This is a genomic window from Bifidobacterium sp. WCA-178-WT-4B, assembly GCF_009696495.1.
GTDB lineage: Bacteria > Actinomycetota > Actinomycetes > Actinomycetales > Bifidobacteriaceae > Bifidobacterium > Bifidobacterium infantis.
Genome location: NZ_VULV01000001.1, coordinates 390,826 through 407,881, shown reverse-complemented (window position 1 = coordinate 407,881; position 17,056 = coordinate 390,826). Strand labels below are relative to the sequence as shown.

Genomic DNA, 17,056 nt, shown 5'->3' with positions numbered 1-17,056 from the left:
TCACGCATTACTCACCCGTTCGCCACTCTCACCACCAAGCAAGCTTGATGGATCCCGTTCGACTTGCATGTGTTAAGCACGCCGCCAGCGTTCATCCTGAGCCAGAATCGAACCCTCCACAAAAAAAATGCGAAGAGACATCGACAGATGACTCTCAAAACAAAAATTGACGAGCACGTCCTTAAGGAAGGACGCCCTCAAAAAACCTCACCCCTCATCAAACCCTCCCGGGTACCCGACCACCACGACAGGCAATCAGGCGAGGAATGAACTGGCAATCATTGACTATAAAGAAGTAGTACAAACACGCTCTTGAGTTCTCAAACCACCACCACACCAGCCAGACGGGAAACCAACCAGAGGAAGGAACCCGCCGCGCTGAGCGGCAACAGGTGAATAACTTACACGCATGTCCGGATTCACGCAAATCAAGGCACACAAAAACCCCAGGAATCGGCATAACAGCGCGGTTCCCTCGGCGTGTCGCACAGAGCCCACTTTGCTCTGATGAGGCTAGGTTAACCCCTCAAATGTTTCTGAAAAGCATCAAATCCACTATTCGGCTGGCGTGTCGCGAGAGTTTTCAGCTTGTCGGCCCTGCGTTCATCTCTCGGCAACCACACTGCCGGCGCACAATCGGCGCATGACAGCGCTCCGTCATCGGATTTCGTTCATGAATCGCGGGTATACCTGTAGTTATGACCAAGAAGATTGCTGTATTAACCGGGGCGGGCATTTCCACGTCCGCTGGCATCCCTGATTTCCGCGGTCCAGACGGTGTGTGGACCAAGCATCCTGACCAAATGAGCGTTTACGACATCGATCTGTTTCTGCGTAACAAAGAAGACCGTGAGTACTCCTGGCGCTGGCAGAAGGAATCACCAGTATGGAACGCACAGCCCGGCACCGCGCATAAGGCGCTGGTCAAGCTGGAACAAGCCGGCATGCTGACGCTGCTGGCCACGCAGAACTTCGATGCGCTGCATGAGAAGGCCGGCAACAGCGACAGCGTCATCGTGAACCTGCACGGCACCATCGGCACCTCGCATTGCATGAAGTGCCATCAGGAATATGCCACGGCGGACATCATGGCCCGTTTGGATGAAGAACCCGATCCACATTGCCATCGCAAACTGAAGTATCGCGGCGATATGCCATGCAATGGCATTGTCAAAACTGATGTGGTGTATTTCGGTGAGGCACTGCCGGACGGAGCGATGGAGAAGTCGTACGGCTTGGCCACCAAAGCCGACGAACTATGGGTAATCGGATCGACCCTTGAGGTGTACCCGGCAGCGAGCATTGTGCCGGTGGCCGCGCAGGCGGGCGTGCCCATCACCATCATGAATATGGGTCACACGCAATATGACCATCTTGCGAGCCGCTTGATTCATGAGGATATCGCCGTCGCGCTGCCGAAGTTGGTGGACGAGACGATTGCGGAGAACAAGTAGTCCTCAGCATAACGAAAGCGCCGGTGGGTGGTTAAGCAACTGATGATTGTTGGTTAACCATCCACCGGCGCTTTCGCGCCACCTCCCGCTAGCGGGAGGTATTGGAGCACACTTCTGCGCGGCCTCCCGCCAGCGGTATTGGAATCAGTAGATGCGCTTGGGCTGGAATCCAGCTTCCCTGAGTGCCACGAGGATGCGGTCGATGTGCTCGGGGCCGTTGGTCTCGACCGTGACGCCGAGAGACACCGCGTTGGTGTAGTGGCCGGATGCCTTGAACTGGTCGTGGTCAAGCTGAATGACGTTGGCGCGCTGCTCGGCAAGCAGGGTGGCCACCTTGACGAGCTGGCCCGGAGTATCCGGCAGCTCGACCTCGAAGTTCATGATGCGACCGCGGGCGATCATACCTTTCTGAATCACCGCACCCATGGTCACGGTGTCGATATTGCCGCCGGACATAATCGGCACCACCACGTGCGGGCCGGTGGCGGCGGCGAACTTGCGCGAACGCAGGTTCAGGTGTTCCAGCGCGGCCAGCGAAACGGCGCCGGCCGCCTCGACCACCAGCTTGTGCTTCTCGAGCATGAGCAGAATCATTTCGTTGATGTCGCGCTCGGTGACGGTGACCAGATCGTCCAGGAACTCGTTGATCAGAGCGAAGGGCAGGTCGCCGGGGTGCTTGACCGCAACACCTTCGGCGGAGGTAACCACATGGTCAGCCGGAGACACACGACCCGCGGCCAGCGAGTCCTTCCAGGCCGGGGAGCCCTCCGGAATCGCACCGATTACGCGCACTTCAGGCTTGAACGTCTTGATGGCGAGCGCCACGCCGGCACCCAGGCCACCACCACCGAGCGGCACGACCACGTCAGTGACGTTCGGCACGTCTTCGAGGATCTCCAGACCGATGGTGCCTTGGCCGCAGATGACTTCGTAATCGTCGAATGGCGGCACGTAAATCATGCCTTCCTTGTCGGCGAGCTCAGCAGCGTGGGCGGCGGATTCGTCGAACACATCGCCGTACAGCACCACATCGGCGCCGTAGGCCTTGGTGGCATCGACCTTCAGCGGCGGGGTGATCTGCGGCATGCAGATGGTGGCCTTCGCACCACGCTCACGGGCCGCATAGGCCACGCCCTGGGCATGGTTGCCTGCGGATGCGGTGACGATGCCACGGGCGATCTGCTCTTCGGTGAGCGATGCGATCTTGTTGTACGCGCCGCGAATCTTGAAGGAACCGGTGACCTGCAGGTTTTCCGGCTTCAGGAGAATCTCATGACCGGTCATCTCGCTCAATACCGGCGAAGGGATAATTTCCGTATGACGGGCAGTCCCTTTGAGACGTTTGGCGGCCAGCTTCAGTTCGGCTGCATGATCACGCTGCAGCGCCTTCAAAACATCCTTTTGTTCCATAGCTTTCCATTGTAAGCACCACAATGCCGAGAGACACCGGCTATCTCGCTTCACAGAGGTACATTCGGCCTCTTGCAGACAGCTATCTGTTTTCATAGGGGTACCGAGAAGCAAAAACCCCGGGTATAAGCCTTGATTTTCAATGCTTATACCTGGGGTTTCGACGTTACGGTACCTCTCTCAAGACAGATAGCATTTCGGGATAGCCCCGAAGTACCTCTTTGAGCGGAGAAAGGCACTCAATGCACTACAACTGGATGACGGCTGCCTCCCACGGGTCGAGCTCGCGGTTGGCAAGGGAGGCCACGGTGTGCGGAGCGTCATACGTGCTGATCACCACATTCGGCTCGGCGATTCCGACGGCGGTTAGTTCGGCAGCCTCACGTGGCAGGTCAACGGTTCGACTGGACATATTGACTACGACCAACAACTTCTCAGCGTCGAGCTCACGGGTAAAGGCATAGACGTGCGGATCAGCGGCGTCAATCAGTCGCCAGTCGCCGGCGGCCACGACCGGGCTGTTGTGACGCAGCGCAACGAGTTGCTTGTAGAAGGAGTACACCGAATCCGGATCATCGAATTCACCGGCGGCGTTGATCTCGGCATGATTCGGATTCACGGAAATCCATGGCTCAGTGGCGGCGTCCGGAGCGGTGAAACCGGCGTAGCCGGAACCGTCCCATTGCATCGGAGTACGCGCGTTGTCACGGCTGCGCGCGGCCAGACCGGCCATCATTGACTCAGACGACTGCACCTTGGCCTCCTCGACCCTCTGCCGGTAGGCATTCAAGGATTCAAGGTCACGGTACTGGTCGAGACGCGTGAAGTGGGCGTCGGTCATGCCCAGTTCCTCACCCTGATAGATGTACGGGGTGCCGCGGTGCATGTGCAGCATCAGGCCAAGTGCCTTGGCCGAACGGACGCGGGATTCCTCCGCGGAGTCGTCGCCCCAGCGGGAGACCACGCGCGGCTGATCATGATTGCCGGTGAACAAGCTGGCCCATCCTGCGTTCTGCACGGCAGTCTGGTAACCGGCCATAATGCTCTTGAATTTCGGCAGGTCAAGCGGCAGCGGCTTCCACTTGGTACCTTCGCAATCAAAATCAACATGCTCGAACAGGAAGAGCATGTCCAATTCACCGTTGCCCGGATCAGTGATGTGCTCGTTACGCTGAGCCGTGACGCCTGGCGCCTCGCCCACAGTCAGGAAGCCTTCACGCCCCTCGAATACCTCACGTCGCATTTCAGCCAGGAATTCATCCTGACGGGGGCCGTCCGCACAGAACGGATTCGGGTTGGAATAGCCCTCCTCGCCCACAGGAAGATCCTCAAGCTCCGAGCCGTACTCGCCCGGCAGCTTGCCGTTCGAATCGGTGCGCTTGGAGATCAGGGTGATGACGTCCATGCGGAAGCCGTCGACGCCTCGGTCAAGCCACCAGTTCATCATGTCGTACACAGCGCGGCGCACGGCAGGGTTCTCCCAGTTGAGGTCCGGCTGCTTCTTCGAGAACTGATGCAGGAAGTATTCGCCACGCTCGGGGCAGTATTCCCATGCGGAGCCGCCAAAGTAGGAGCCCCACTGATTGGGCTCGGCGCCGGGCTCGCCGGGCGTGGTGCCGGGACGAGCCGGACGCCACCAATACCAGTCGGCGTGTTCGTCGTCTTTGTTCTTGGATGCTTCAAACCAGGCGTGTTCATCGGAAGTGTGATTGACAACAAGATCCATCACGATCTTGAGCCCACGCTTGTGGGCCTCGGCCAGCAGCTCGTCCATATCGTCGAGCGTGCCGAACAGAGGATCAATGTCCTGATAGTCGGAAATGTCATAGCCGTTGTCGTCTTGCGGAGACTTATAGACCGGGGATAGCCACAGCACATCCACGCCAAGATCAGCTAAGTAATCAAGACGCGACGTGATGCCCTTAAGATCGCCGAATCCATCGCCGTTCGTGTCTTGGAAAGAGCGCGGGTAAATCTGATAGACCACCGCGTTGGACCACCACGGATTGGGGGTGGCGCCGTTGGTGCGGATGGCGTCGGGGATTATTGCGCGGTTGAAAGTAGTCATCATTGGCTCCTTATTGATATCTATATTGCTCGTTGCTCACAGTCTAAAAATTGGCGAATTACATTCCCATTGGAGAACTGCGTTGGTGTGCCGGAAAATAAATATCAATCGGCATATGCGCTTTCATGATTGCACCCGGAAAACACGCAGTCGGCCGTACTCGATCTCGCAAGTATGGGTTTCTCCCGGATTCATATCAATCGTCGCACCATGGTCATCGATGATGCGGCAAGAGCGACCGCTAGCCGTAATAATGCCGATTTGTGGCTGCCGGCGCAATCCGACGAAAGCGATGACCTGTTCTGCGCCGAATCTTGCTGTGACACCGAGCGCATAGTCCGTATGTTCGGGGTCATTGAGCAGTGACGCAATGACTGGTCGGGCCGGCTCATCAGGACGCGGTAATGTACCATCTTCGGCAAGTAAATCACGCAAGACAGCCGCATCAGTGTGACCGCAGGCATCGGAACAATACACTGGTCCGCCGCTAAGCAATCGGAGCACGGCATGGACTCGCGCATGGGGATGCTCCGTCCAGAACATGTCCCAATCACAGTGGTACAGCTCCCCCATCAGCAGTGCACAGTATGCGTTCTGGATAAGGTGTTCGCCCAGCGAATCAGGATTGTGCGGTAGATAGTCGTCGCTACTACGGGTGATTGGCGATGAAGGACGATGCCAATAATCCTCCGGTGCCATGCCCATGCAGTTAATCAATGCGCCGCCGAATCGTCGTGAGGTCACTTCATCAAGCGCCTGATGGCGTCCCCAGGTGGCTTCACCGTAACTTTCGGTGCCACGAACCATTACTGACGTGGAACTTTGCGAATCCACTTTGACGAAATCGACGCCGGCTTCGGCGAGTTCGCCGTCCCAGGCATCCCAGAACTGTGCGGGTTGTTCAGCACGACTTCCAGGAATCAGGCAACCATTCGCCGTGGTGGTTATTGCGGTCGGGCAGCTGGCCGCGGCTACACCCGATTCGTCCAAACCATTCCAATAGCCTTGGAACGCCTGCCACACGCCTACGCTGCGCACGCCATAATGCGTTTTGAGCAGCGCAATGGTGTGGGCAAGCCCGTGGGGGAAACGTTGGCGATCCGCGCCAAAGTCGATCAGGGTTTCCTTTGTGCGATCCGTGTTGGACCAACCGTCATCGATAAGCACCCAGGAAATGGGCACATGCTTGGCTTGGAACTCCTCCATCTTGTTGACGATAGCCTGCTCGTTGACATCTCGCCCCAATGAATCCCAAGTACACCATCCCAACCCGGTGAGCGCATCCGGGAATGGACGCTCCTTACGGGTGCGAATACCCAGCTGGCGTGCTGCCGTTTGTGTGGCAGCTCGAATGGCCATATACGGGTCGGATGCGCAAGCGATATATGCGGCAGTGTCACATAGAGTCGTGCGACCAACCCGGTTGGAAGACAGCACGAGCCGCAAAGCCGTGTCATCAGATTCTGTTGCGGGCTGCCCACTGAAATCAGCCCGAATATCCGTGCCGCAGATAGCGACCAACACTAGCCACTCGGCATCTTCGGCATCGTTGTTGCGGCGTAACAATAACTGCGTGCGTTCAGGCAGTTCAGATGGTGTACGCACCCAGGTCGGGCGCATCCACCACTCCTTGTGCTGGTATAGCGCCAGCATGGTGTCATCGTTGCCGCTGTCGACGCCGGCCATGGTGAGCGACACGTCAATCGCATGGTGGGGCTCAAACGCTTGTTGTTCCTGAAAGGCAGCGGCGCGGTCCTTGGGCTGGGGTGCATGCGCGTTCACATCGATACGCCAGAGTCGCACCTGAGCATCACCCTGGATACCCGCACTGGACGTGCACTCATCTTCGCATGATTCGGGAACGATTGTGACGGCTTCTACCGGCAGTTCACAGATTGCCGAAGCCTGTTCGCCATAGACGGCACGACCGGTATCAAGATGGGCCGTTACCGTGCGAACGGTTATTGGACAGGTTTCGGCAATCATTGGCGTAACTCCTTGGTGTTCTTCAATGAGATTATGCTGGCAAGGCCCAGACGGTAGCAGCTGGAGGAACGCTCTCGACCTGAGTGTTCGCCTGCACAGTCGCGTCAGACACAAGTAGCACGGTCATCGGCTGCGGCAAGGCGACTGGTTGACTGTCAGAGAAGTTCGCCATCACAACCATGCCGGACGGCAAGCGCCAACCAAGCAGCGGCGCCGGACACTCTTCGTTGGTAAGCCACGAGAACTGGAAGTCCGTGCCGTTGGCCACCCACTGTTTGCGCAATGCGACAGCAGCACAATACAGGTGCAGGACGGAAGCCCCGTCACCAATCTGACGATTAGTGGCATACTGCGCAAACCATGCCGGCTGGGGCAGCCACGAAGCACCGGTGGCATTGAAGCCGAACGCCGGGCCGTCTGACTGCCACGGCAGCGGTACGCGGCAACCGTCGCGCCCCTTGAAATAATGACCGGAACGTTCCCAATTGGGATCCTGAATTTCATCTTCGGTCAAATCAAAGTCCTCCGGCAAACCAAGCTCTTCACCCTGATACACAAAGGCGGTACCTGGCAGGCCGAGCATCACCAGCGCTGCTGCACGGGCACGACGAGCGGCGAGCGCGGGGTCAATCGGCGGATTCGTGCCGTTGGACGTCACCCACTGCTCGATGTTTGCACCGCTCGGCAGTCCGAGACGCGAGGCGATACGTGGCACATCGTGGTTGCCGAGCACCCAGGTGGGGGCGGTTTCGGCAGCGAGAGCATAGCGATGCGTGCGCTCAATCGTGGTGCGGTATTCTTCGCGATTCCAGGCGGCCTTTGACATGGAGAAGTCGAATACGGCACCAAGTTCATCAGGCTTGGCGTATTGGAAAATACGGGTGGTGAATGGCGACCACGATTCGCCGACCGCATACTTGGCTGGCGTGTACTGATTGAACAGGTCGCGCCATTCACGGTAGATATCATGCACGGCGTCGCGGTCCCAGAGCGGATCGGAGCCATCGGTAGCCTGTGGAGACATCAGTGTCGGGTCGATACGGTCGCGCAGCGGCTCACGCAGGTCTTTGGCCAGACCGTGCGAGACATCGATGCGGAAACCGTCCACACCGCGATCGCACCAGAATGTGAGTACACGCAGGAACTCATGCCGCACCTCGGGATTGTCCCAATTGAGGTCCGGCTGCTCCTTGGCGAACAGATGCAGGTAGTACCAGCCGTCTCCACACGACTCCCATGCGGAACCGCCGAAGTTACTCAGCCAGTTGGTAGGCGGCAATTCGCCGTGCTCCCCCTTGCCCTGCCGGAACACATACCGTTGTGCCGCTTCCGATTCCGGACCTTGAGCCAGGGCCTCTTGGAACCAACGGTGCTGATCGGACGTGTGGTTCGGCACGATGTCCACGATGATGCCGATACCGCGTTCGTGCGCTTTGGCCACTAATTCGTCGAACTGATCGAGTGTGCCAAGGCGGGGATCCACATCACAATAGTCGGCAACATCATAACCTCCATCCGCCAGCGGCGATGGATAGAATGGAGAAAGCCAGAGCGCGTCCACCCCGAGCGCCTGCAGATAGTCGAGACGATCGATCACGCCTTGGAGATCACCGTTGCCGTCTCCATTGGCATCGCTGAATGAGCGGGGGTAAATCTGGTAGATGACGGCGTCGCGCCACCAGTCATTGTTGGTGAAAGTCATATCGTTCCCCTGTCCGATTGCTCGGTACGTATGGTTTTACCAGTATGGCCGCACGAAACACTGTTCCGGCGGCCATACCCTACATCCTCTTGCCTTCGGATCAGCCCTTAACCGAGCCGGCAAGCATGGCGCGGATGAAGTAGCGCTGGAGGAAGATGAACAGGATCATCGTCGGTGCCATGATGAGCAGTGCGCCCGCGTTGAGCAGCACCACGTCGGTCTGATACTGGCCAACGAACGACTGTAGGGCACCTGCCATCGTGCGCTTGTTCGGGTCGTTCTCCAACACCACAGCCAACAGGAACTGGTTCCAGGTGGCCAGGAAGGTCAGAATACCGAGCGAGGAGATGGCTGGCAGTGCCAACGGCAGCTGAATGGAACGGAACGTGCGCAGATGGCCTGCACCATCGATGGATGCGGCTTCGATCAGATCACGCGGCATCTGCTCGAAGCAGGAGCGCATCCACACAATACCGAACGGAATATTCAGGCCGATGAGCGGCAGGATCAGGGCAAGACGGGTATTCAGCAAGCCCATGCCACTGATCTCGTAGTACAGCGGAGTGACCAAGGTTTCGAACGGAATGGTCAGACCGACGAGGAACAGCACGTAGATCAGGCCCTTGCACGGCACCTTGAGCTGAGCGAAGGCATAACCGCCGAGCGAGCAGAAGATCACCACGCAGGGCACGACCACGATCACCAGAATGCAGCTGTTGAGCAGCAGCGGGGTGATGTTTGCCATGTTCCAGGCGTCGATGAAGTTCTCCCAGTGCGGGTGGGCAGTGAACTGGATACCTTCGGGCATGGAACCTTGCGGCTGCAATGCCGCGGAGAGCATGCTCAGGAACGGCAGTACGCAGAAGAGGACGGTCAGAGCGAGCATCGCCGTGCCGGTGATGCGAACGGCTTTGGATTGCTGCATGGTCACTGCTCCTTTCCGTTGACCAGACGCTGCAGAGGTCCGACGACCAGCAGCACGAGAATCATCAGGGTGACGGCGAGTGCGGAGGCCAAGCCAACGCTCTGCTGGGTGAAGGCCAAGCGGTAGACCTGCACGCCGGGCACCATGGTGGAGGTGCCGGGGCCGCCCTGAGTGGACATGTACACCACGTCGAAGCTGGCGAGCGCGGAGATGATGGTCATGGTCAGGCATACGCCGATTTGGCCGCGCAGACCGGGCAACGTGATGGAGAAGAGCTGACGCCACCAGCCGGCACCGTCAAGACTTGCTGCCTCGTACAGGGACTGGTCGATGCCGCCGATGCCCGAGAGCAAGAGCACCACACAGAAGCCGAGCTGCAGCCAGAAACCAATCACGCCTACCGCGTTCAGGGAGGTGGATTGGTCGCCGAGCCACACGTGGGCGAAGTCGCCGAGGCCTACTGCGCGCAGCAGCTGATTGGCGGTGCCCTTGTCGGCCAGCATCCAGGTCCAGGCCACACCGGCTGCAGCGCCTGGGATAACGCGCGGCAGGAACAGGCAAACCTGCGCGAAGGAACGACCGACCTTGGACTTCATGTCTTTGATGAGCACGGCAATGATCAGGCCGAGCACAATCGGGATGATGGAGAAGAAGATGATCAGGTAGAAGGAGTGCAGAATCGATCCGTACAGATCGGGGTCGGTGAACACGGTGATGTAGTTTTCGACACCGATGAAGGTGCTAGCATCGATACCGTTCCACTCGTAGAACGAGTACCAGATGGTCTGAATGATCGGCCACAACTCGAAGGCGATGTAGAACACAAGCGCCGGAGCGAGGAAAAGCAGGCTGACCAGACCGAGGGACATATTGCGCTTGGGCTTGACCGCCTTGGCTGCCTTATGGGAATCCATGATTGTCACCACGCTTTGCTGGTTTGGTGTGAACTGGGAATCGAACATCGCACACAACGTCGTGCGCGCGATGGGAAGGAACCAAGCGGAGCGGGAAAAAGGGAAGAACACTCCGCCCGGTAAGTGCAAGGGTTACTTGACCTCCTTCTCGTACTGAGCCTGAATGGATTCGACGAATGCCTTGGGGGTCATCGTGCCGTCAATCAGGGACTGGAAGCCGGGGATAATGGCGCTGGCCTGCATACCTGCGGTGGCGTTGTTGATGTAGTCGGTGGTGTTACCGGTCTTCACCAGACCTTCGTAGGCGGTAAGGACCTGGCCGAGAAGCTGGTTATCGGTGCTCGGAGTCTCGCCTTCGCCGACCGGCGGGTAGCCGTTGTCAACTGCGATCTGGCGGGCTTCGTCGGACTGGAGGAAGTCGAGGAAGGCGGCTGCAGCGTTCTTGTTCTTGGCGTTGGCCGGGATACCGAAAGCGGTCACGGCGTTGGCTGCGGCAGAACCGGAATCGGCCTTTTCGCCGGGGAAGGCGATCCAGCCGGCGTCATCGCCAAGTGCATCGTTGATGGAGGCGGAGTACCAGCTGCCGGAGGGGAAGAACAGGGCTTCGCCGTTGCAGAAGCGGCTCAGTGCAGTGGAACCGTCAAGGGCGAGCGCGTCGGAGGAGAAGTAACCGGCATCCTGCCAGTCCTTGATCTTCTGTGCAGCCTTCACGGCACCGTCGGTGTTGAAGGTGGCGCCATCCTTCTGGATAATCCAATCCTGCACGGTATCGCGACCCTCATAGTTGGTGAGCAATGCCTGGTAGATGTAGGAAGTGCCGCCTTCCTTGGCCGGCATCATCATGGCGAGCTTGCCAGCGTCGGAGGCCTTCTTCATATCGGCCTCGAGCTCTTCGACAGTGGCCGGAGCCTCGGTGATGCCGAGTTCCTTGGCGACTTTCTTGTTCCAGTACAGGCCGGTCATCGAGACACCGTCCGGCACTGCGTAGAGGCTGCCGGAACCGATCTTACCGTCGGAGCCCACGCGGTAGACCTGAGTCTGGGAATCCGGCAGCTTCCAACCGTAAGCATCGGCGTAAGCGTCAAGATTGACGACATGGTTGCCACGCACAGCGGAGTTGATGTCGGTGATACGGGCAATGTCCGGGGTGTCGGCGGCGGAGATGATGCGCGGGCCATTCTGCTGGGAGGTGTTGTCCGGATCGTAGGTGGCCTTGATGGTGATGTTCGGGTACTTCTTCTGGAAGGCTTCGATCAGCTGGTCATCAAAGGTCTTCAGGCCAGCGCCGTCCCACAGCTTGAGCTCATACTTGGTATCGCCAAGATCAGTGCTCACCGCTTCGGTTTCGGTGTTGGCTTTGTTGCTGGACGAGCCCGGGCCGCAAGCGGCGACGGATGCCAGGCATGCCACAGACATCAGACCGGCAATAACGGTTTTGGCGGTTCGTTCAATCCTCATTGATCATTCCTTTCTTCCTTCCGGGCGATCCCGGCTATGTCTTCCTTGGCTATCTCGGCTTAGCGTATTTGCTAAGCGCTTATGCATGAGGATAACAGATGTCGAACCGGTTCGTCAAATCCGCAACACGCAAACAAATGGCCGATTCCCGAAGAAATGAGGAAGGCTTGACGTTCCCCATAGGCAAGCACTTCCTTCTCGCGAAATTGCAACATCGGTCCCTTAAATACCTAAGCGCTTATTCATTCACCTAGGATGACGTTTCGAAGGCTCGGGCAGCTCGGGAAAAATTGAATGTGGCTCAATTTGATACCAGTACGCCACGCTAGACACATCATCCTGACGCTCAAATGCACCTTCATATCCTGAACCAATTTGTTGAAGCGTGACTCTAAGCTCACTATCAAACCTGATGGGATCAGGAATATGCCATCGGTACAAGCCACGCATAGGTGGACAATAATCGTCATGATATTGGTTTGCTATAGCCCCATCGCGCACAGAATAAAATGGATATCCTACATATGGGGCACAAAAAGTACGCTCGCGCGTATGACCATCTCGCTGCTCAGCGAAGCTCCATGCACCGCCAAAATAATCTTCGGTGCCGGTACTACACACTGTGGGATAATCGTTATCGCCATCTAGGAAAAACTTAATCTCTCCCTCACCCCACCAATATCGTTGCAACGTAGAAATAGCAAGATATGTGCCGACGTAATGGCCCCGTCCGCTGACTCCATCGAGGATTACATAGTCCTCGCCTAAAGTAGTGATTGGCTGTCTGCGCCATTGCGCATGGAAATAAGCCATTTCACGGGAGGAATACGCATTACCCAATGCATAATCAATCTGATAAAACAAAGCCGGAATAGCATGAGCGTGGTCATTGCGCACTACGATACGTGCCCGTTTACGAAACGGCATCGTGAAATAACAATTCATACCTCGTGTAGGTGCCACCACAATAGGCTCTGAGAACACATCGCAACTTTGTCCAAAGCCGCAACAGAAGAAGTCTCCTAGGGGACATTCCACAGAAGGTCGCTTTTCATCATCCCAATAGATGGCAAGCACCGCATCGCGCAGAACGTATCGATCAGCGTCACTGGTGCGATCCGTAACGGTAAACCACATGTGCCGAATACAACCGGGGCCTTCAATATCTGCCAATGTCACAGACTGCCCGGGAGCAATGTCATTCAAACACGGCTTTCCCTTGCGCGACGGCCCCAACGGACCAGTTTCACGGCAACCAAAACCCTTGGCTCCCGTTGGGTTCTCCGCATTAATCGAACATGTTACTTCGTCGCGGACAGTCGGCAAATCCGATAAAGTTCCCGCGTACGGTCCTGCCATCATCATAGGTTGACTCTCCTCAAATCAAGCGTCGCTAGCGAAAGCGGCATATAAGTTGAAGCTGTTTCTACCGCTTCGCTTCTTTGTCATATTGCGCCTGCACATTCTTTGTGAATTCCTGAGGCGTGATGCTGTTATCCAGCAGTAACTGGAAGTTAGGGATTAGCCCACTTGACTGCATTCCCGCAGTAGCATTATTAATGAAATCGCTAGTATGACCGCTCGTCAGCACGTCGGCATAGGCATCAAACATACTCTGCTGCAATGCGCTATTCGCCTTGAGATCCAAAGTAGATGATTTTGGCAAATAGCCAGAATTGTCAACAATAATCTGTTGCGCTTCGGCACTTTGCGTATAATCGAGGAACGCCGCAGCAGCATCACGGTTCTTAGCATTCACCGGAATACCATAAAATGCACCTGCATTAGCAGCAACGTTCGGCTCATCTTCACTGGTGGCACCCGGGAAAGCAAAGAACTGAACATCATCACCCAGCGCTTTGGCCACAGTATCCAGATTCCAATTACCGCTCGGGAAAAATAGTCCTTCACCATTGCAGAACCTGCTCAGAGCAGTAGAGGCATCCACTGCGTTAACACCTTCAGGCATATATCCCTTGTTATTCCAATCCTGCAAGGTGGACGCAGCGTCCTGCGCCGCCTGATTGTCGAAGGTACCAGATTTCTGCAAAATCCAATTCTGCACATCTTCCGCAGAACTGTTATTAGCCATTAACGCCTGAAAGACAAAAGAGGTACCGCCATCCTTGGCATATGTCATCATCGGCAGTATGCCGGCATCCTTGGCTGTCTGCATATCCGCCTCAAACTCCTCGACAGAGGTAGGAGCTGCATCAATACCTAGCTGCTCGGCAAGCTTGGTATTGAAATAAATGCCAGTCACCGAATAGGAGTTCGGCAATGCGTACAAATCACCGCTGCCGAGCTTGCCATTTGAATCCACTCGATACAATTCAGTCTGCGAATCGGGAACATCCCAGCCGTACGCATCCACATATGCCTCTAAAGACACCAAATGGTTGCCACGAACCGCTGAATTCATGTCGGTGACGCGGGCGATATCCGGCGCATCTTTTGCTGAAATCACACGCGGGCCATTTTGTCCAGAGACATTATCCGGATCATATTGTCCCGTGATGGTGATGTTTGGGTATTTCGCTTCGAACCCGGCAATCAGCGCCTCATCTACAGCCTTCAGACCCGCTCCATCCCACAAAGTCAGCTCATATTTTTTATTACCTAAATCAGTGCTGACCTCAGTAGGATTTGTATCACTTCGTGAGCTACTTGCCGAGCCGGGACCACATGCAGTCAGACTTCCAGCGATAAATATCGCAGCAAGCGCCGCGCCGCTGTTACGCATAATCCTATTCATCGGTTACCTCCTTGCATCCTCATCATATGCAATCGATATTTCTCTTTACTGTCACCATTTTTCGGCGGCAATAAAATATATTTGCGATATCGATTACGCACATCGTACATCTTTTTGCGGAACCCGTCAACCTTGCATCACACCAATGGTGGCCTTAACTTCAAAATCCAGATACAATACAATCGATTACGCAATGCAGGAGATCCCATGAGCGAACCAACAATCTATGAAGTAGCCAAGGAGGCTGGAGTCTCTGCGGCGACCGTATCTCGTGCAATCAACGGACGTGACCGCATATCGGAAACTACTAGGCAAAAGGTATTTGATGCATGTGCAAAGTTGGGGTTTTCAGCATCGAAAACAGCCTCCATGCTGCGAACGGGAAAGACAAATCGTATAGCACTTACCGTAGGTAACTCACTGGCTGGCTGGTTCAGTTCACAACTAGCCGAAGGCGTATATTCCGTGCTCGCATCCCAAGGATATGACTTGCTATCATACCGACTTGCAAACGCCGATCAAAGACGCGATTTCTTTTCCTCAATGCCAGTGAAGCGCAACGCAGACGCGGTCATCATCTCCTCCTTCGACATCAGCGAGACAGAGAGGCGAACCTTAGAACAACTCGGTATGCCAGTCATCGGTGTCAACACCATCGGGCTTACGGAACAGCGAGATATGATTTCCATCGGCGTAGACGAAATTATAGCAATGCGACAAACCGTTCATCAGCTCGCAGGACTGGGACATCGCAATATCGCCTTTATCTGCAAGCAGCAAGACAGTAACGGATTCATATGGGAAGCTGACCAACGTATAGAAGGGTTCCGTCTTGGCATGGCGGCTGAGGGACTCAACTTGCCCGACGGATACATCATCGCAGTACAGGACAACGAATTTGCCGGAGCAGAGGCACTCAGTAGCCTGCTCGCACTCTCCCCTCGCCCAACCGCCGTATGCTGCATCAGCGACGAGAATGCCATTCCTCTAGTCCATGCGCTTCGCTCATACGGATTCCGCGTACCTGAGGACATATCCGTCATCGGATTCGATGACTGGCCAATGGCACAAGCGCTCAATATATCAACCGTTCGGCACGACCCTCGGTCCTACGGAGCATTAGCGGCAGATGCCGCAATCCGATTATCACGAGGCGAAATTCTGACAGAAAGTTGCATCGTTGTTCCCACGACGCTCATGTTGCGCGGCACCACAGGCCCAGCACCTCGAGATTAAACATCGACAACGTCCGCATTTGATGATGTGCATATCATTATTGCAACAGCGAAACAACAGGTACCAGCCAGAGGAAGGACGACCGGGTAACAGCCACAAGGCGGCCACCCATTCACCATGAAACGCGCGACCATCAACGACGTAGCTCTCACGGCCGGAGTCTCAACTTTTACCGCATCCCGCGCTTTGCGAGGTAAGGATCACGTGGCAGCAGCTACGCGGGATAAGGTGCTGAAAGCGGCCAAAGAGCTGAATTACACCGCGTCTCGCTCGGCGGCGGCGCTGGCAAGCGGACGCACCAATCGCATTGCCATGCTGGCTCGCGAACGGCTGGCCGGCTGGTTCATGGGCGAATTATTCGACGGGCTGTATGACGAACTGAGCCGCGCACGCTATGACTTGACCGTATACCGAGCCGGCAGCGTCGAGGAGCGTGCGGAATTCTTTACTCGGCTGCCAGCCAATCGTAACGCCGACGCCCTCATCGTATCCGGATTTTCCGCCACCGATGAGGAAGCCGACACGTTGGCCAGCATGGGTATGCCCATCGTCTCGGTGAATTCGCCGTATATCAGCTGCTGCCAAGCCTCCGTGGCCATTGATGACGAGGCGGCCGAAGCCATGGCAGTGCGTTATCTTGCGGCCCTCGGGCATCGTCGTTTCTGCTATGTGGGGCGCACCGATCCGCTGACCGGCAAGGAATGGGGATTCGATGCACGCGCACGCGGATACAAAGATGAGATAGTCTCGCTTGGCCTCACCGACTGCGGCATCCACTTCATCGACTCGGAATCACCACGCTCGGCCAAACAAGTCATCGCCACCATGCTCGCGCAGCCTGAGCGGCCGACCGCTATCTGCGTGTGGTCTGACTACTACGCATTGCGCGTGGTACATGAGTTGCAGGCAATCGGAGTACGAATCCCCGAAGACGTTTCGGTCTTTGGCTTTGATGGGTCCGACGTGGCGGAATCCATTGGATTAAGCACCATGGTGCCAACTCCCCCGCGCGAAATCGGACAGATTGCCGCGCGCAAGGCACTGAATTTGGTTGAGGGGAAGACCTTGGACGACCCTCATACGACTGTACCTGTGGCGGTCGAGCCCGGCGCGACCAGTGGGCCAGTGCGGGAATAGGCGATATGGGA

At 56.5% G+C, this 17,056-nt stretch carries 12 protein-coding genes and 1 rRNA gene; 3 read left to right on the top strand and 10 right to left on the bottom strand.

Annotated elements, in window-relative coordinates; translation table 11 throughout:
• Positions 1-123: ribosomal RNA gene (locus FYJ31_RS01810) — 16S ribosomal RNA — on the bottom strand; the annotation flags it as partial.
• Positions 124-698: 575 nt separating this feature from the next.
• Between FYJ31_RS01810 and FYJ31_RS01805 the strand changes: the two genes are divergently transcribed.
• Positions 699-1,454 (top strand): Sir2 family NAD-dependent protein deacetylase, encoded by a 756-nt coding sequence (locus FYJ31_RS01805; RefSeq protein WP_154535790.1) that lies wholly within the window; start codon positions 699-701, stop codon positions 1,452-1,454.
• A gap of 144 nt (positions 1,455-1,598) precedes the next feature.
• On the opposite strand, the gene ilvA is transcribed toward FYJ31_RS01805, so the two are convergent.
• From ilvA to FYJ31_RS01760, 9 genes are all read right to left on the bottom strand, one after another.
• A complete protein-coding gene (ilvA, locus tag FYJ31_RS01800) occupies positions 1,599-2,864 on the bottom strand; it encodes a threonine ammonia-lyase (RefSeq protein WP_029680071.1) in 1,266 nt (421 codons plus the stop codon).
• A gap of 247 nt (positions 2,865-3,111) precedes the next feature.
• Entirely contained in the window at positions 3,112-4,932 is a 1,821-nt protein-coding gene (locus FYJ31_RS01795) for a glycoside hydrolase family 13 protein (protein ID WP_007057515.1), read from the bottom strand.
• A gap of 123 nt (positions 4,933-5,055) precedes the next feature.
• Positions 5,056-6,918 carry a Sip1-related alpha-galactosidase gene (locus FYJ31_RS01790; protein ID WP_007054605.1) on the bottom strand — a complete coding sequence of 621 codons (1,863 nt, stop codon included), beginning with the start codon at positions 6,916-6,918 and terminating at the stop codon, positions 5,056-5,058.
• A 31-nt stretch (positions 6,919-6,949) separates the two neighbouring features.
• Complete coding sequence (locus tag FYJ31_RS01785; protein ID WP_007057512.1) at positions 6,950-8,620, bottom strand: glycoside hydrolase family 13 protein; 1,671 nt, start codon at positions 8,618-8,620, stop codon at positions 6,950-6,952.
• 100 nt (positions 8,621-8,720) lie between these two features.
• On the bottom strand, positions 8,721-9,545 hold the full coding sequence (locus tag FYJ31_RS01780; RefSeq protein WP_007054607.1) for a carbohydrate ABC transporter permease: 825 nt from the start codon (positions 9,543-9,545) through the stop codon (positions 8,721-8,723).
• Between the two features lie 2 nt (positions 9,546-9,547).
• Positions 9,548-10,459: a carbohydrate ABC transporter permease gene (locus FYJ31_RS01775; protein ID WP_007057508.1), complete on the bottom strand. Its 912-nt coding sequence runs from the start codon at positions 10,457-10,459 to the stop codon at positions 9,548-9,550.
• A 132-nt stretch (positions 10,460-10,591) separates the two neighbouring features.
• Positions 10,592-11,917 carry an ABC transporter substrate-binding protein gene (locus FYJ31_RS01770; RefSeq protein ID WP_007054609.1) on the bottom strand — a complete coding sequence of 442 codons (1,326 nt, stop codon included), beginning with the start codon at positions 11,915-11,917 and terminating at the stop codon, positions 10,592-10,594.
• A 246-nt stretch (positions 11,918-12,163) separates the two neighbouring features.
• Positions 12,164-13,282: a glycoside hydrolase family 172 protein gene (locus FYJ31_RS01765; protein WP_007054610.1), complete on the bottom strand. Its 1,119-nt coding sequence runs from the start codon at positions 13,280-13,282 to the stop codon at positions 12,164-12,166.
• Positions 13,283-13,343: 61 nt separating this feature from the next.
• Entirely contained in the window at positions 13,344-14,672 is a 1,329-nt protein-coding gene (locus FYJ31_RS01760) for an ABC transporter substrate-binding protein (protein ID WP_007054611.1), read from the bottom strand.
• A gap of 207 nt (positions 14,673-14,879) precedes the next feature.
• Here FYJ31_RS01760 and FYJ31_RS01755 point away from each other — a divergent pair, with 207 nt between their 5' ends.
• The gene (locus tag FYJ31_RS01755; protein ID WP_013583019.1) at positions 14,880-15,908 is read left to right on the top strand and encodes a LacI family DNA-binding transcriptional regulator; all 1,029 of its coding nucleotides are present in this window, start codon (positions 14,880-14,882) and stop codon (positions 15,906-15,908) included.
• Positions 15,909-16,025: 117 nt separating this feature from the next.
• Entirely contained in the window at positions 16,026-17,045 is a 1,020-nt protein-coding gene (locus FYJ31_RS01750; protein WP_012472085.1) for a LacI family DNA-binding transcriptional regulator, read from the top strand.
• Positions 17,046-17,056: the final 11 nt, after the last annotated feature.

Excerpts from the sequence above, each read along its gene's own strand:
- FYJ31_RS01805 (WP_154535790.1), top strand. The coding sequence starts at position 699 with ATGACCAAGAAGATTGCTGTATTAACCGGGGCGGGCATTTCCACGTCC.
- ilvA (WP_029680071.1), bottom strand. The coding sequence starts at position 2,864 with ATGGAACAAAAGGATGTTTTGAAGGCGCTGCAGCGTGATCATGCAGCC.
- FYJ31_RS01795 (WP_007057515.1), bottom strand. The coding sequence starts at position 4,932 with ATGACTACTTTCAACCGCGCAATAATCCCCGACGCCATCCGCACCAAC.
- FYJ31_RS01790 (WP_007054605.1), bottom strand. The coding sequence starts at position 6,918 with ATGATTGCCGAAACCTGTCCAATAACCGTTCGCACGGTAACGGCCCAT.
- FYJ31_RS01785 (WP_007057512.1), bottom strand. The coding sequence starts at position 8,620 with ATGACTTTCACCAACAATGACTGGTGGCGCGACGCCGTCATCTACCAG.
- FYJ31_RS01780 (WP_007054607.1), bottom strand. The coding sequence starts at position 9,545 with ATGCAGCAATCCAAAGCCGTTCGCATCACCGGCACGGCGATGCTCGCT.
- FYJ31_RS01775 (WP_007057508.1), bottom strand. The coding sequence starts at position 10,459 with ATGGATTCCCATAAGGCAGCCAAGGCGGTCAAGCCCAAGCGCAATATG.
- FYJ31_RS01770 (WP_007054609.1), bottom strand. The coding sequence starts at position 11,917 with ATGAGGATTGAACGAACCGCCAAAACCGTTATTGCCGGTCTGATGTCT.
- FYJ31_RS01765 (WP_007054610.1), bottom strand. The coding sequence starts at position 13,282 with ATGATGATGGCAGGACCGTACGCGGGAACTTTATCGGATTTGCCGACT.
- FYJ31_RS01760 (WP_007054611.1), bottom strand. The coding sequence starts at position 14,672 with ATGAATAGGATTATGCGTAACAGCGGCGCGGCGCTTGCTGCGATATTT.
- FYJ31_RS01755 (WP_013583019.1), top strand. The coding sequence starts at position 14,880 with ATGAGCGAACCAACAATCTATGAAGTAGCCAAGGAGGCTGGAGTCTCT.
- FYJ31_RS01750 (WP_012472085.1), top strand. The coding sequence starts at position 16,026 with ATGAAACGCGCGACCATCAACGACGTAGCTCTCACGGCCGGAGTCTCA.